The sequence below is a fragment of the Streptomyces sp. NPDC048106 genome (assembly GCF_040706415.1).
Lineage (GTDB): Bacteria > Actinomycetota > Actinomycetes > Streptomycetales > Streptomycetaceae > Streptomyces.
Map to the genome: position 1 here is coordinate 25,791 of NZ_JBEZND010000021.1, position 13,676 is coordinate 39,466.

The 13,676-nt window shown below is 72.2% G+C and carries 13 protein-coding genes; 7 read left to right on the top strand and 6 right to left on the bottom strand.

Annotated features, from left to right (window positions below; translation table 11 throughout):
- Positions 1-191: 191 nt before the first annotated feature.
- Complete coding sequence (locus AB0927_RS21635) at positions 192-1,208, top strand: LuxR C-terminal-related transcriptional regulator (RefSeq protein WP_366669295.1); 1,017 nt, start codon at positions 192-194, stop codon at positions 1,206-1,208.
- 51 nt (positions 1,209-1,259) lie between these two features.
- On the opposite strand, the gene AB0927_RS21640 is transcribed toward AB0927_RS21635, so the two are convergent.
- Entirely contained in the window at positions 1,260-2,270 is a 1,011-nt protein-coding gene (locus tag AB0927_RS21640) for a helix-turn-helix transcriptional regulator (protein WP_366669296.1), read from the bottom strand.
- A gap of 105 nt (positions 2,271-2,375) precedes the next feature.
- Between AB0927_RS21640 and AB0927_RS21645 the strand changes: the two genes are divergently transcribed.
- Positions 2,376-2,636 (top strand): hypothetical protein, encoded by a 261-nt coding sequence (locus AB0927_RS21645; RefSeq protein WP_366669297.1) that lies wholly within the window; start codon positions 2,376-2,378, stop codon positions 2,634-2,636.
- Between the two features lies 1 nt (position 2,637).
- Positions 2,638-2,973: a hypothetical protein gene (locus AB0927_RS21650; RefSeq protein ID WP_085565785.1), complete on the top strand. Its 336-nt coding sequence runs from the start codon at positions 2,638-2,640 to the stop codon at positions 2,971-2,973.
- A 182-nt stretch (positions 2,974-3,155) separates the two neighbouring features.
- Here the strand turns inward: AB0927_RS21650 and AB0927_RS21655 are convergent, their stop codons facing one another.
- Positions 3,156-3,569, bottom strand: a complete 414-nt coding sequence (locus AB0927_RS21655; protein ID WP_366669298.1) for a TIGR03618 family F420-dependent PPOX class oxidoreductase — start codon at positions 3,567-3,569, stop codon at positions 3,156-3,158.
- Between the two features lie 153 nt (positions 3,570-3,722).
- Between AB0927_RS21655 and clpB the strand changes: the two genes are divergently transcribed.
- Positions 3,723-6,320 (top strand): ATP-dependent chaperone ClpB, encoded by a 2,598-nt coding sequence (clpB, locus tag AB0927_RS21660; protein ID WP_366669299.1) that lies wholly within the window; start codon positions 3,723-3,725, stop codon positions 6,318-6,320.
- A gap of 68 nt (positions 6,321-6,388) precedes the next feature.
- Here clpB and AB0927_RS21665 read toward each other — a convergent pair whose 3' ends face one another.
- Positions 6,389-6,841: a hypothetical protein gene (locus AB0927_RS21665; RefSeq protein ID WP_366669301.1), complete on the bottom strand. Its 453-nt coding sequence runs from the start codon at positions 6,839-6,841 to the stop codon at positions 6,389-6,391.
- A 92-nt stretch (positions 6,842-6,933) separates the two neighbouring features.
- Between AB0927_RS21665 and AB0927_RS21670 the strand changes: the two genes are divergently transcribed.
- Entirely contained in the window at positions 6,934-7,488 is a 555-nt protein-coding gene (locus AB0927_RS21670; RefSeq protein ID WP_366669302.1) for a YbjN domain-containing protein, read from the top strand.
- 16 nt (positions 7,489-7,504) lie between these two features.
- Here the strand turns inward: AB0927_RS21670 and AB0927_RS21675 are convergent, their stop codons facing one another.
- The 3 genes from AB0927_RS21675 to AB0927_RS21685 form a co-directional block, all read right to left on the bottom strand.
- Positions 7,505-8,608 (bottom strand): hypothetical protein, encoded by a 1,104-nt coding sequence (locus tag AB0927_RS21675; RefSeq protein WP_366669397.1) that lies wholly within the window; start codon positions 8,606-8,608, stop codon positions 7,505-7,507.
- A 151-nt stretch (positions 8,609-8,759) separates the two neighbouring features.
- Positions 8,760-9,944, bottom strand: coding sequence for a pyridoxal phosphate-dependent aminotransferase (locus AB0927_RS21680; protein ID WP_366669303.1), 1,185 nt, complete (start codon positions 9,942-9,944; stop codon positions 8,760-8,762).
- A 41-nt stretch (positions 9,945-9,985) separates the two neighbouring features.
- Positions 9,986-10,450, bottom strand: coding sequence for a calmodulin-binding protein (locus AB0927_RS21685; RefSeq protein WP_366669304.1), 465 nt, complete (start codon positions 10,448-10,450; stop codon positions 9,986-9,988).
- A 900-nt stretch (positions 10,451-11,350) separates the two neighbouring features.
- Here AB0927_RS21685 and AB0927_RS21690 point away from each other — a divergent pair.
- On the top strand, positions 11,351-11,893 hold the full coding sequence (locus AB0927_RS21690) for a DUF2617 family protein (protein ID WP_366669305.1): 543 nt from the start codon (positions 11,351-11,353) through the stop codon (positions 11,891-11,893).
- 122 nt (positions 11,894-12,015) lie between these two features.
- Positions 12,016-13,653: a polyamine aminopropyltransferase gene (locus tag AB0927_RS21695; RefSeq protein ID WP_366669306.1), complete on the top strand. Its 1,638-nt coding sequence runs from the start codon at positions 12,016-12,018 to the stop codon at positions 13,651-13,653.
- Positions 13,654-13,676: the final 23 nt, after the last annotated feature.

Genomic DNA, 13,676 nt, shown 5'->3' on the forward strand with positions numbered 1-13,676 from the left:
GCCGATGCCCCCGACATGTGCCCGGTGCCGCGCCGTCATCTTGCTGCAATGCGAGGGGCGGAGCCTGGGAGATACCGCCGCAAGGCGGTGGTTACCGGCTGCCGGGGCGTGGGGAGCCGTGTTGCGGACCAGGTCGGGGCCACGCATAGTTGCGCTGCGGAAGTGGCAGCACACCGGGGGTGGAATGCGCGATGGCCGGGCGGAGGGCGGAGCAGCATCCTCACGGTGCCGACCGGCTGTGCGAGGCCGGGGACCGCGTGTACTCGCGGGCGGTGCGCGGGGGCCGGGTGCCGCGCACCGACGCCGAGGCGGTGCCCTGTCTGCTGGAACTGGCGCTGCTGCACCCGGACCCGGACGACATGGACTGGCTGGTGCCCACCTCCCCGCAGGAGGTCATGACCCGGCTGCTGCGCGGGGTCCACGACGAGGTCAGTGAGAGCCAGCGCCGGGTGGGCTCGGCGGTGGCCGCCTTCGAGTGGTACGCCGGGCTCGGCCAGTTGCAGGCGCTCGCGGCGCCGGCCGGGGGCAGCGCGGTGCGGGTGCTGGACGGACTGTCCCGGATCCAGGCCGCGATGGACGAGGCGACCGAGGCGTGCACCACCGAGGTGCTCACCGTGCAGCCGGGCGGCATCCGGCGGGAGGCCGAGCTGACCGAGGGCCTGCACCGGGCGCTGGCCCTGCGCGGGCGGGGCGTGCGCATGCGGGACCTGTACACGCATGTGGCCCGGCACGGGCAGGGGCTGCTCAACTACCTGGAGCTGATGGGCGACACGGTGGAGGCCCGCACGCTGGACGAGGTCATCGACCGGCTCATCCTCTTCGACCGCACCGTGGCCTTCATCCCCGCGAACGCGGACCGCACCATGGCCCTTGAGCTGCGCCACCCGGCGCTGGTGGAGTACCTGGTGACCGTCTTCGAGCGGCTGTGGCGGCTCGCCATCCCGCTCACCGCGCCGCTGCCGGACACCGGCATCGAGGGCATCTCGCACCGCGAGCAGTCCATCGCGGCGCTGCTGGCCGAGGGCCACCAGGACGCGGTGATCGCCGAGCGGCTCGGCATCAGCGTGCGCACCTGCCGCGCGCACATCGCCCGCCTCTCGGAGACCCTGGGCGCGGCGAGCCGTACCCAGCTCGGGGTGCGCATCGCCCAGGCGGGCCTGGACGGCAGCGAACGGGGTCTGCCGGCCGCCCGGGACGGCTCGCGGTGACGGGCCCTCAGCGGGCCGCGCAGGGGCCTTCTCGGGGCCGGTGCGGCCGGCTCACTGGTCGCGCTCCAGCATGCCGGACTGGGCGATGAGGTAGCCGAGCTGGGCGCGGCTGCCGCTGCCCAGCGCCTGGGCCAGCTTGGCGATGTGGGCGCGGCAGGTGCGCACGTTCATGCCGAGCCGGCGCGCGATGGCCTCGTCCACGTGCCCCTCCACCAGGAGTTTGGCGATGGAGTGCTGGATCTCGGTGATGCCGTCGGGCGCGGTCTCGTAGGGGGCGCCGGCGGTCAGCGGGACGGCGCGGTTCCACATGAACTCGAACACCTTGATGAGATAGCGGATGAGCCCCGGGTTGCGCAGTTCGAGGGCCACCTGCTGGTCGTCGCGGGTGGGGATGAAGGCGACGGACTCGTCGCAGATGATGAGCCGTTCGACCAGTTCGTCGATGGTGCGGTACTCCACCTTGCCGCTGGCCAGCTGGGCGACGTAGCCGAGTTGCTTGAGGTTGTAGCGGACCGTGTGCTGGTAGAGGGTGCGGATGTGCACGCCCCGGTCCACCAGGGCGGTGTCCCGCTCCAGGCCCTGGCGCACGTTGCGTTCGGTGAAGCGGTTGCTCGGCTGCACGGTGAGCATCGCGGTCTGGCACTGGGCGGTGGCCAGGTCGAGGGCGGCGTTGATGCGGTCGCTGCCCTCCAGGACCGTGATCGAGTGGGTCGCGGACCCGGTCTGGGTACTCATCGCGAGGAACGGCTCGAATACGTCGGAGAGTTGGACCGCCCAGCGCCTGCGGTCGGCTATCTCGTGTTCGATGGGCGACAGCCGCTGGGCCAGCGCCACCGCGGGCGGCACCGGGCGCAGCCAGTCGGGGTCGTCCGGGTCGGGGTGGAGCAGGGCGAACTCCATCAGGCAGGGAGCCGATGCCACGTCAGCGCGGGAGACACGCCCGGTACGCAGGGCGTTGGCGTAAAGTCGGCCCCCTTCCTCGCAGAGTTCGGTGACCGCATGGGGATGTGCCGTGTTGTTCCGATTTGAAGTCAAATCTCCACCCCCCAGGGTCCTGAACATGCAGGAACATGATGCACTGATTGTGTGGTCATGATGTGCCTGAATGAGCCATCGTCTTATCTGACGGGGGAAGAAGGGGACCTTCAAGTGAGGACGAAGTCGACCATGGGCAAGAAGATGATTCGCTCGGTGCTGGTCGCCACCTTCTCCGCCGTTGTGGCCCTTGGAGTGCTGAGTGGCCCCTTCGGTGCGAAGAGTGACACTCAGGCGGACAGCAAGTGGCCGTCGGTGGCCACGCTCGACGTGAAGACCGAGGTGCGCGCGGACAGCAAGTGGCCTTCGGACAGCAAGTGGCCCACGGCGGCCGAGTCCACGGCTGCGACGTCCACGACGGCGGTGGACACGGCAGACGGCTCAGGGAGCTGATGTGACCACGCCACCCGACGACCGCTCCTTCCGCCGTGAGATGGCCACCGCCTACCGCTCCGGCTGGCACTTCATCGACCTGGTGACCGCGATCCCCCACCCGGGAGACTCGCTGATGGTGACCGTCTTCGGTGAGCCGGTCGTCGTCACGCGCGACGACGAGGAGGACGTCCGGGCCTACCGGTGCCTGCGCAAGCCGCGTGGGGCGCCTCAGCCGGTGCGGTGTGCCATACGGTACGGAATGATCTTTGTGAACCTGGACCAGCGGGACCACCGGCTCACCGAGCCGGTGGAGTCCGACCTGAGAACAATCTCGGCCACCCCCCGCAGTGCCTGACGCGATTCCCCCGTCGTAAAAGATCGCCTCAGGTGCTTCCCCCCGCAGCGGCGTCACCGTGACCTGAACACGGTGACGCCGCTGTTGTTCGTGGCGACATATCGGAATATGCGCCATCTCCCGCAGTGGCCGAAACGAATCGAACAAGGCCCTCAGGGAGTCGTTCGCGTTCAGCACTCCCTTCACCCCCGTCCCAGCGCTCTCTCCAGCGAGATCTCGATCACCACGCGGGACGGGTTCGGCGCGGGCTCGCGCGTGTAGCGCTCGGCGTAGCGGCGTTCCGCCTCCCTGATCCGGGCCGGGTCCGTGAAGACGCGCGCCCGGCCCTCCAGGGTGGCCCAGCGGCGGCCGTCCACCTGGCAGACGGCGGTGAGCGCGCCGTCCGGGCCGGCGGCGCGGACATGGGCGGCCTTCGCGCTGGAGCCGTTGCAGATCACCCGGGCGAGGCGCGCCTCGGGGTCGTACGTCACCCCGACCGGCACCACGTGCGGACTGCCGTCCGGACGGATGGTCGTCAGGGTGCACAGATGCCGCTCGCGCCAGAAGCCGAGGTACGCGTCGTCCGGGGAACCCGGATCCACGGAATAGGTCGCCATGCCCGGAAACCTAGCCCGAGGGCGGTGCGCGGGCTGCCTTGAGTGGAATAGACTCAACTTTATGTACGCTGGTTAAGTCAGCCGAGGGATGCGCAGGCACAGCCGTGGACGCACGCCCGGCTGTAGAGGCACGTCGAGGAGGAGAACGCGAAGGTGGACGCCGAGCTGACCAACAAGAGCCGGGACGCGATCAACGCGGCCAGCAACCGGGCCGTGACCGAGGGACACCCGGACCTGACCCCCGCGCACCTGCTGCTCGCGCTGCTCCAGGGTCAGGAGAACGAGAACATCACCGACCTGCTCGCCGCCGTCGACGCGGACCAGGCCGCCGTGCGCGCGGGCACCGAGAAGCTCCTCGCCTCGCTGCCCAGCGTGACCGGATCCACCGTCGCGCCCCCGCAGCCCAACCGCGACCTGCTGGCCGCGATCGCGGACGCGGGCGAGCGCGCGAAGGACCTCGGCGACGAGTACCTGTCGACCGAACACCTGCTCATCGGCATCGCCGCCAAGGGCGGGGCCGCCGCCGAGTTGCTCAGGCGCCAGGGCGCCGAGGCGAAGAAGCTGCTGGAGGCCTTCAAGAAGGCCAGGGGAGGACGCCGCGTGACCACCGCCGATCCGGAGGGCCAGTACAAGGCCCTGGAGAAGTTCGGCACCGACTTCACCGCCGCCGCCCGCGAGGGCCGGCTCGACCCGGTCATCGGGCGGGACCAGGAGATCCGGCGGGTCGTGCAGGTGCTGAGCCGCCGTACGAAGAACAACCCCGTCCTCATCGGCGAGCCGGGCGTCGGCAAGACCGCCGTCGTGGAGGGGCTCGCCCAGCGGATCGTCAAGGGCGACGTGCCCGAGTCGCTGAAGGACAAGCGGCTGGTCGCGCTGGACCTCGGTGCGATGGTCGCCGGCGCCAAGTACCGCGGCGAGTTCGAGGAACGCCTCAAGGCCGTCCTCGCCGAGATCAAGGACTCCGACGGGCAGATCATCACCTTCATCGACGAGCTGCACACGGTCGTCGGCACGGGCGCCGGCGGCGACTCCGCCATGGACGCGGGCAACATGCTCAAGCCCATGCTCGCCCGCGGCGAGCTGCGCATGGTCGGCGCCACCACCCTGGACGAGTACCGGGAGCGGATCGAGAAGGACCCCGCCCTGGAGCGCCGCTTCCAGCAGGTGCTGGTCGCCGAGCCGACCGTCGAGGACACCATCGCGATCCTGCGCGGCCTCAAGGGCCGGTACGAGGCCCACCACAAGGTGCAGATCGCGGACAGCGCCCTCGTCGCCGCGGCCACCCTCTCCGACCGCTACATCACCTCCCGCTTCCTGCCGGACAAGGCCATCGACCTGGTGGACGAGGCGGCCTCCCGGCTGCGCATGGAGATCGACTCCTCGCCCGTGGAGATCGACGAACTCCAGCGCTCCGTCGACCGGCTGAAGATGGAGGAGCTGGCGATCGGCAAGGAGACCGACCCCGCCTCGCTCGCCCGTCTGGAGAAGCTGCGCCGTGATCTCGCCGACCGCGAGGAGGAGTTGCGGGGCCTGACCGCCCGCTGGGAGAAGGAGAAGCAGTCCCTCAACCGGGTCGGCGAGCTGAAGGAACGGCTGGACGACCTGCGCGGGCAGGCCGAACGCGCCCAGCGCGACGGCGACTTCGACAAGGCCGCCAAGCTGCTCTACGGCGAGATCCCGCAGCTTGAGAAGGAGCTGGAGGCCGCCTCCGAGGCCGAGGAGGAGGCCGCCAGGGACACCATGGTCAAGGAGGAGGTCGGCGCCGACGACATCGCCGACGTCGTCGGGGCCTGGACCGGCATCCCGGCCGGCCGGCTGCTGGAGGGCGAGACCCAGAAGCTGCTGCGCATGGAGGAGGAGCTGGGCAAGCGGCTCATCGGCCAGGGCGAGGCCGTGCGCGCGGTCAGCGACGCGGTACGGCGCTCCCGGGCCGGCATCGCCGACCCCGACCGGCCCACCGGTTCGTTCCTCTTCCTCGGCCCGACCGGCGTCGGCAAGACCGAACTCGCCAAGGCGCTCGCCGACTTCCTCTTCGACGACGAGCGGGCCATGGTCCGCATCGACATGTCGGAGTACGGCGAGAAGCACAGCGTGGCCCGGCTGGTCGGCGCGCCCCCCGGATACGTGGGCTACGAGGAGGGCGGCCAGCTGACCGAAGCGGTGCGCAGGCGCCCGTACAGCGTGGTGCTCCTGGACGAGGTGGAGAAGGCCCACCCGGAGGTCTTCGACGTCCTGCTCCAGGTGCTGGACGACGGCCGCCTGACGGACGGCCAGGGCCGCACGGTCGACTTCCGCAACACCATCCTGGTGCTCACCTCCAACCTGGGCAGCCAGTACCTGGTCGACCCGGTCGCGAGCGAGGAGGAGAAGAAGGAGCAGGTGCTGGAGGTCGTACGGGCGTCCTTCAAGCCGGAGTTCCTCAACCGCCTGGACGACCTGGTGGTCTTCTCCGCGCTGACCAAGCCGGAGCTGGAGCGGATCGCGGGCCTGCAGATCGCGCGGCTCGGCAAGCGGCTCGCCGAGCGCCGGCTCAGCCTGGACGTCACCCCCGAGGCGCTGGCCTGGCTCGCGGAGGAGGGCCTGGACCCGGCGTACGGCGCCCGGCCGCTGCGCCGCCTGGTGCAGACCGCGATCGGCGACCGGCTCGCCAAGGAGATCCTCTCCGGCGAGATCAAGGACGGCGACACGGTCCGCGTGGACCGCTTCGGCGAGGGGCTGCTGGTCGGCCCGGCGACCGGAAAGACGCTGTGACGCTCACACGGTGAACGCGTCGAACCGTACGAGGGCCCGGTCCGGGCCCTCGTACGTCACGTCCACCGTCACCGCGTCGGCGCCGCCCCGGGTGGCGGCGGTGCCGCGGCCGAGTCCATGTTCAGGCAGAGGTGGGCGGCCTCGTCGCACAGGTCGGTACCGGGCTGGGGGCCGTACGGATAGGTGTCCGACAGCCACGCGCGCACCCGCGCGCGGGGCATCCGGAACTCGGCGTGGTACGAGGTGTCCAGCCAGGTCTGCACGGTGCACCGGGTGTCGTACGCGCCCTTCGGCAGCTTCCCGCCGCCGAAGTCCAGCGCCTCCGCGCACGGCACCTTCTCCGGCGCCCCGCCCAGCGGGTAGTCCGACGTCGCGAATCCGACGACCGCGACCACCACCCAGACCAGCACCAGCGCGGGGACCACCAGGATCGCCGCCGGCAGTCCCCACCGGGTCCGTCCCCGCCCCGCCACACCGACCCCCCGGTCGTTCACCGGCCCGCCGTCCGGGCACTGGATCATGTCAGCCAAAGACTGACAGGCCCCGTCAGGGGTTGCCACCCCCCTCCCCGCATGGGGGAGGATGGCGGGATCCGTACGAAGGGAAAAACACGGTGAGCATCGACCCGTCCTCGATTCCGAACTTCGGGGGCCAGCCCGAGCCGCAGCCCCAGGGACCGGCCGGCCCCGTCCTCCCGGATCAGGACCTCGTGAAGCAGCTCCTGGAGCAGATGGAGCTGAAGTACGTCATCGACGAGGAGGGCGACCTCGCGGCGCCGTGGGAGCAGTTCCGCACCTACTTCATGTTCCGCGGGGAGGCCGAGCACGCGGTCTTCTCGGTGCGGACCTTCTACGACCGCCCGCACCAGATCGAGGACAAGGCCCAGCTCCTCGAGTCGGTGGACGACTGGAACCGCCGCACCCTGTGGCCCAAGGTCTACACCCACACGCACGACGACGGCACGGTCCGCCTCATCGGCGAGGCCCAGATGCTGATCGGCACCGGCGTCGACATCAACCACTTCGTCTCCTCCACGGTGAGCTGGGTGCGCGCCGCGATCGAGTTCGACAAGTGGCTGGTCGAGCAGCTGGGCCTGGAGCAGGAGGTCGACGGGGCGGAGAAGCCGGAGGACGGCGAGGCCGACTCCGGCTCCGGCTCCGCGGAGTAGTCCCCACCACCGATCGCTACAGCGGCGCGCGCCCCAGCACCAGCAGGTACGCGCCGTAGAGGTACGACAGCCCGGCCAGGGCCGCGACCACCACGGCCGCGTGCCACGGCCGGGCTTTCGCCGTGCGGACCAGCGCGCGGGCCGGCGGCAGCAGCAGCGGGAAGGCCGGCAGCAGGAAGCGCGGCTTGGACTCGAAGATGCCCGACCCGCCGAGCACGACCAGCAGCAGCACCCCGCTGTAGACCAGCAGCGGCAGCGGCGGCCGGTCGAGGACCAGCAGCACGAACAGCAGCACACCCACGGCCACCAGCAGCAACGCGACCGGGAAGACCACCCGGCCGCCGTGCAGCAGCAGGGTGTGCACGAAGCGCAGCGAGCCGCGCCCGAGGTCGAACCGCGAGCCCCAGCGCGCCTGGACGGCGAAGTAGCCGCCCAGCGGATCGCCCCGGCGGTGCCCGGCCCACAGCACGAAGCCGGTCCAGCCCAGCGGGGCGAGCGCCGCGCCCGTCCACAGCCTGTGGGAAACCCGGCCGCGCCGCCGCCACACCTCCCGGGCGGCCGCGGCGAGCACGGCGGCGGCCACCGCGAACCCGTTCGGCCGCGCGAGCCCCGCCAGCGCCGCCAGCGCGCCCGCCCACAGCCAGCGCCCCGTCAGCACCGCGTACAGCGACCAGGCCGCGCACGCGGCGAGCACCGGCTCGGTGTACGCCATCGACAGCACCACGGAGTGCGGCAGCAGCCCCCACAGCAGCACCAGCGCGATCCCGACGGACCGCCCGTACAGCAGCGTCCCCACCGCGTACAGGCCCGCCGCGGCCACCAGCGCGGCCGTCCAGGACACCAGCAGCCCGGCCGCGCCCCCGCCGAGCGCGCCGACCTCGGTCACCGCCCGCACCAGCGCCGGGTACAGCGGGAAGAACGCCAGGTCGCTGTAGCCGTGCGGGCCCAGGGCACGGCCGTACCCGTGCGCCGCGATGCCCAGGTACCAGACCGAGTCCCAGGAGCGGCCCAGCAGGGCCAGGACCGGCCGGCCCGCGGCGCCGGCGAGCAGGGCGAGGACGAGGGCACCGGCGAGCCGCGCGCCGAGGAACAGTCCTACGGCGACGCCGCCCGCCCTCAGCGGGGAGGCGCGGGCGCGCTCCCCGGGCGCGGGTCCGGGTGCGGTGACGGGCGGAGCGAGAACGGTTCCGGCTTGGGTCACACTTCCGCACTGTGCAAGGGTCCGGCCCCGGATGCGAGCAGGGCACGGCCAACCGGCGGTGAACCGTCCCTCACATGGCCCGCAAGCGCTCCGCCGCCTCGCGCAGCACGTCCACGCGCTTGCAGAAGGCGAAGCGCACGAACGGGGCGCCCGCCTCGCGGTCGTCGTAGAAGACCGCGTTGGGGATGGCCACCACGCCGGCGCGTTCGGGCAGGGCGCGGCAGAAGGCGAAGCCGTCCTTCTCGCCGAGGGGGCGGATGTCGGTGGTGATGAAGTAGGTGCCGGCCGGGCGGAAGACCTCGAATCCCGCCTCCGCGAGCCCGGCCGCCAGGATGTCCCGGCGCTCCCGCATGGAGCGGCGGAAGTCGTCGTAGTAGGAGTCCGGCAGCGCGAGCGCCTCGGCCACGGCGTACTGGAAGGGGCCCGAGGAGACGTAGGTGAGGAACTGCTTGGCCGAGCGGACCGCGCTGACCAGGGCGGGCGCGGCGGTCACCCAGCCGACCTTCCAGCCGGTGAAGGAGTAGGTCTTGCCGGCCGAGCCGATGGTCACCGTGCGCTCGCGCATCCCCGGGAAGCCGGCGAGGGGGAGGTGCTCGGCGTCGTCGAACACCAGGTGCTCGTACACCTCGTCGGTCACCACCAGCAGGTCCCGCTCCACCGCGAGGTCGGCGATCGCGGCCAGTTCGGCGCGGGTGAGGACCGTACCGGTCGGGTTGTGCGGGGTGTTGACGAGCAGGAGGCGGGTCCGGTCGGTGACGGCGGCGCGCAGCTCGTCCAGGTCGAGCCGGAAACTCCCCTCGTGCGGGCGCAGGGTCACCGGCACCCGGCGGCCACCGGCCAGCGCGATGCTCGCCGCGTAGGAGTCGTAGTACGGCTCCAGGGCCACCACCTCGTCACCCGGCTCCAGCAGCGCGAGCAGCGCCGCCGCGATGGCCTCGGTGGCGCCCGCGGTCACCAGCACCTCGGTGTCGGGGTCGTACGACAGCCCGTACCGGCGCTGCTGGTGCGCGGCGATCGCGGTGCGCAGCTCGGGGACGCCGGGGCCCGGCGGGTACTGGTTGCCGCGCCCGTCGCGCAGCGCCCGCACGGCCGCCTCCCTGACCTCCTCGGGACCGTCGGTGTCGGGGAAGCCCTGGCCCAGGTTGATCGCCCCGGTGGCCAGGGCGAGAGCGGACATCTCCGCGAAGATCGTCGTACCGAACTCGGCGAGCCTGCGGTTGAGGAGGGGACGCGCGGTGGAGGTCATGGCGGCCATCCTGCGCCCAAGGTCCGGAGTTCCTCAACCGGCCCGGTCATCTATGGGGCGGGGATCTCCCTGACGAGGCGCGAGGACCAGTCGCACCAGACCAGGCCGGGAAGGAAGGCGCCGCCCGCTTCGTCGAGGTGGTCCTCGACGTACGGGATGCTCGCGTCGCAGACCTCGATGGCGAAGTCGAAGAACTGGGTGGTGTCCGGGTTGGCGTGGAAGCTCCAGCGCGGGTTGTAGCCGGCCGTCCGCTTGACGATCCGCGTGAGCACGTGGGGCCGGTCGGTGGTCTCGCCGCTGACGAGCTCCCGGGCGTGCTCGATGTCCTCGGGCTTCGTGAGCTTGACGACGAACTCCTCCCGCGTGATGTCGGTCATCACGAAGTACGCGGGGGTCTCGGCGGCGGCGCGGAGCCGCTGGTGGGCGGGGGTGCTGGCCTGGGAGGGCTGCGCCGTGGCCAAGGCCAGCACGCCGACGGCGGCCATGCCGGCCGCCTTGGTGAACATGCGTCGCATGGGGTTCTCTCCTCGTTTCGGGGCGGCGGTCGTGCGTTTCCGACCGCCTACCGCACGCATTGAAGCAGTTACGAAGAGTAGTCACGCTGAGGTTGTGCGCGCGTCGCTGTCCAGGTCCCTCAGAAGTTCCTCAACTCCGCTTTCGCGGTCGTCCCGGGTGGGCATTCCAGGGGCACCGCGCGTGGCGCGGGATGGGACGAGGCGTCCGACGGGGGATCGCTTCGGGGGACCGGGAGGGGTGACGTCATGTTCTTCGTCGTGCTGGCGGGTGTGGTCGTTCTGCTGGTGGTCGTCAGGGCGGTGACCGGCAGGAGCGGGAGCAGGAAGAGGACGGGGGGCAGGGGGAGGCGCGGGGCGGCCGGGGCTGCCGGTGGGAGCTGGTGGGCCGGGGACTCCGGGTCGTCGTCCTCGTCGTCCTCGTCGTCGGACGGTGGGCACCACGGGAGCCATGGCGGGCACGGCGGGCACTCCTGTGGGGGCGGCCACTCGTGCGGGGGGAGCTCCTCGTGCGGTGGGGGTTCGTCGTGTGGCGGGGGTTCGTCGTGCGGGGGCGGCGGGGGGTGCGGGAGCAGCTGAGGGAGGGGTGAGCGGGGGCGGCCGAGGGGGTCGCCGGGGTGAGGGGAGGGGGCTGGGGAGGGCGTCGGGGCGAGGGTTGCGGGCCTCCGTGGCCGCGCCCGGCGTGCGCCGTGGTGGAACAGTTGAGCTGTGAGCCCCCCCAGGGATGGAATGCCCCCGAAGTTGGGTAAAAACGCTGTGGCGGCGCCTGTGTTCATGATTCCCTCTAAAACGCCAACGCAGCCAACGCAGCCCCCAGGACGTCTCGCAGACGCCTCGTACCGGCCGGGCCGGCCGGGCTGACACGGCCATCTCCCCTCATTTGCGTGTTAGCGGAGCCGATCCATGCTCACGACCCTGAACACCAGTTACAGCGATACGCGCGCTGCCGACCTCGCCTGGGCCCTCGGGCGCGAACCGCTTCCCGCCCTGGCCACCCTCGACCTCGAACTCACCGGCACGAAACTCCAGTTGAGACTGCTCGGCGCTTCCCACCAGGTCCTCCTGGAGGAGGAGCGCGGCCTGTGCTCCGAGACGGTGGCCTGTATCCCCGGCTCCAGCACCCCACTGCCGCTCGGCGTCGCCAAGCGCGTCGGGGACTGGGAGTACGAGTTCGCGGCGCGCGTCGAGATGCTCACCCCCGGCTCCTTCGCGGGCCGCGCCCAGGAACTGCTCGCCCTCGTATCGGAGCACCCGCACGGCCTCGCCGGCGTCTTCCCCGGCAGCCCGCACGCGTTCACCGCGATGCTGGCCCAGCGGCACGACGACCATGTGCACTGGCGCACCTGGCACGCCTACCCCCAGGACCGCCAACTCGTCGCCACCCGCACCCGCGTGGGCGCACGAGCGTGCGGCGGGCGGCACGCCCAGGACGCCCACGCCGCATAGCCCAGACAGGCCCGACAGCCCCGGAAGGCATCCACCGGCATAAACCCGAACGAGGTCAACCGCTCGCGAAACCACTCGTGCGGGTGACGAAGCGTGCCCGCGATGTGACGTAACGTCGCCATATGATCGAAACGCAGACCCTCGCACCCCCGGGCGCCCCGCCCTCCCGGACCGGCCCCGCACGGCCGCCCGTCCGGCCCCGCACGGGGCGGTTACCGGTCCTCGTGTGCGGCTTCGTCTGCGCGGCCTGCGGACTCGTGTACGAGCTCGAACTCGTCGCGTTCGCCTCGTACTTGATCGGCGACACCGTCACCCAGGCCTCCGTCGTACTGTCCGTGATGGTGTTCGCGATGGGCATCGGCTCCCTCGGCGCCAAGCGGCTGCACCGGCACACGGCCGTCGGCTTCGGCGCGGTCGAGACTCTGCTCGCCCTGGTCGGCGGGTGCAGCGCGATGGCCCTGTACGCCGTGTACGCCTGGACCGGCGACCGGGGCGGCCTGTGGGCCGAGGGCCCGCGCTGTCTCCTGGTCGCCTTCTCGCTCGCCATCGGCCTGCTCATCGGCGCCGAGGTCCCGCTGCTGATGGAGCTGATACAGCGCATCCGCCGACAGGACGCGCCCGCCGCCGTGGCCGACCTGTTCGCCGCGGACTACGTCGGCGCCCTCGTCGGCGGCCTCGCCTTCCCCTTCGTACTCCTGCCGTTCTTCGGCCAGTTGACCGGCGCGCTGCTCACCGGAACGGTCAACCTCGTGGCGGGCGGCGCCCTCGTCCTCGGCCTCTTCCGGCGCGACCTGACCCGCCGCGCCCGCTGGACCCTGCTCCTCGCCGGCCTCACCGTCCTCGGCGTCCTCGCCTCGGCCGCGGCGCTCTCCGCCGAATTCGAACGCGCCGCGCGCCGGGCGGTGTACGGCACGGACGTCCGGGTCGCCGAGCGCACCGGGGTGCAGGAGATCGTCCTCGCGGGCGGCACCGACGGCCGCCCCCTCGACCTCTACCTCGACGGCCGGCTGGGCGTCGGCGGCCGGGACGCCCGCCGCTACCACGAGGCCCTGGTGCGCCCCGCCCTCGCCGGAACGCACGCACGCGTCCTGATCCTCGGCGGCGGCGACGGCCTCGCCGCCCGCGAGGTGCTGCGCCACCCCGGAGTGCGCCGCGTCGACATCGTCGAACTGGACCCCGCGCTCGCCGAGTTGGCTCGCCACGACCCCGGCCTGACCGCCGCCAACGGCCACGCCTACGCCGACCCTCGCGTCCACCTCGTCACCGCCGACGCCCTCGGCTGGCTGCGCACCGCGCCCGCCGCGTCGTACGACACCGTGATCGCCGACCTCCCCGACCCCGGCATCACCGCCGGCACCAAGCTGTACTCCGAGGAGTTCTACGGCCTCACCCGCCGCGTGCTCGCCCCCGGCGGGCGTCTCGTCGTCCACGCGGGCCCCGTCGCCGCCCGCCCCCGCGTCTTCTGGACGGTCGCCGCGACCCTGCGCTCGGCCGGTCTCGCCGCCACCCCCTACCGGGTCCCGGGCCACGACCCCGGCGTCCCGGCGGGCCCCGACCACGCGGCGGCCGCGCCCACGGCCCCGCACGACTGGGGCTTCCTGCTCGCCGCCCCCGGCCGCACCGCCCCGCCGCTGCGCCTGGACCCGGCGGCCCCAGCCGGCACCCTCACCCCGGCCGCCCTCGCGGCGGACCGGCGGGCGGCCGAGCGGACCCGGATCAGGGGGCTGCCCCCCTCCACGCTGATCCATCCGCGCTACTGACCGGGCGCCCTCACACGTGCCCG

Bases quoted from the DNA above. Each gene is read 5' to 3' on its own strand.
- AB0927_RS21680 (WP_366669303.1), bottom strand. From the start codon at position 9,944: ATGGCCGCCATGACCTCCACCGCGCGTCCCCTCCTCAACCGCAGGCTC.
- AB0927_RS21695 (WP_366669306.1), top strand. From the start codon at position 12,016: ATGATCGAAACGCAGACCCTCGCACCCCCGGGCGCCCCGCCCTCCCGG.
- AB0927_RS21690 (WP_366669305.1), top strand. From the start codon at position 11,351: ATGCTCACGACCCTGAACACCAGTTACAGCGATACGCGCGCTGCCGAC.
- AB0927_RS21640 (WP_366669296.1), bottom strand. From the start codon at position 2,270: ATGTTCAGGACCCTGGGGGGTGGAGATTTGACTTCAAATCGGAACAAC.
- AB0927_RS21685 (WP_366669304.1), bottom strand. From the start codon at position 10,450: ATGCGACGCATGTTCACCAAGGCGGCCGGCATGGCCGCCGTCGGCGTG.
- AB0927_RS21635 (WP_366669295.1), top strand. From the start codon at position 192: ATGGCCGGGCGGAGGGCGGAGCAGCATCCTCACGGTGCCGACCGGCTG.
- AB0927_RS21655 (WP_366669298.1), bottom strand. From the start codon at position 3,569: ATGGCGACCTATTCCGTGGATCCGGGTTCCCCGGACGACGCGTACCTC.
- AB0927_RS21665 (WP_366669301.1), bottom strand. From the start codon at position 6,841: ATGATCCAGTGCCCGGACGGCGGGCCGGTGAACGACCGGGGGGTCGGT.
- AB0927_RS21645 (WP_366669297.1), top strand. From the start codon at position 2,376: ATGGGCAAGAAGATGATTCGCTCGGTGCTGGTCGCCACCTTCTCCGCC.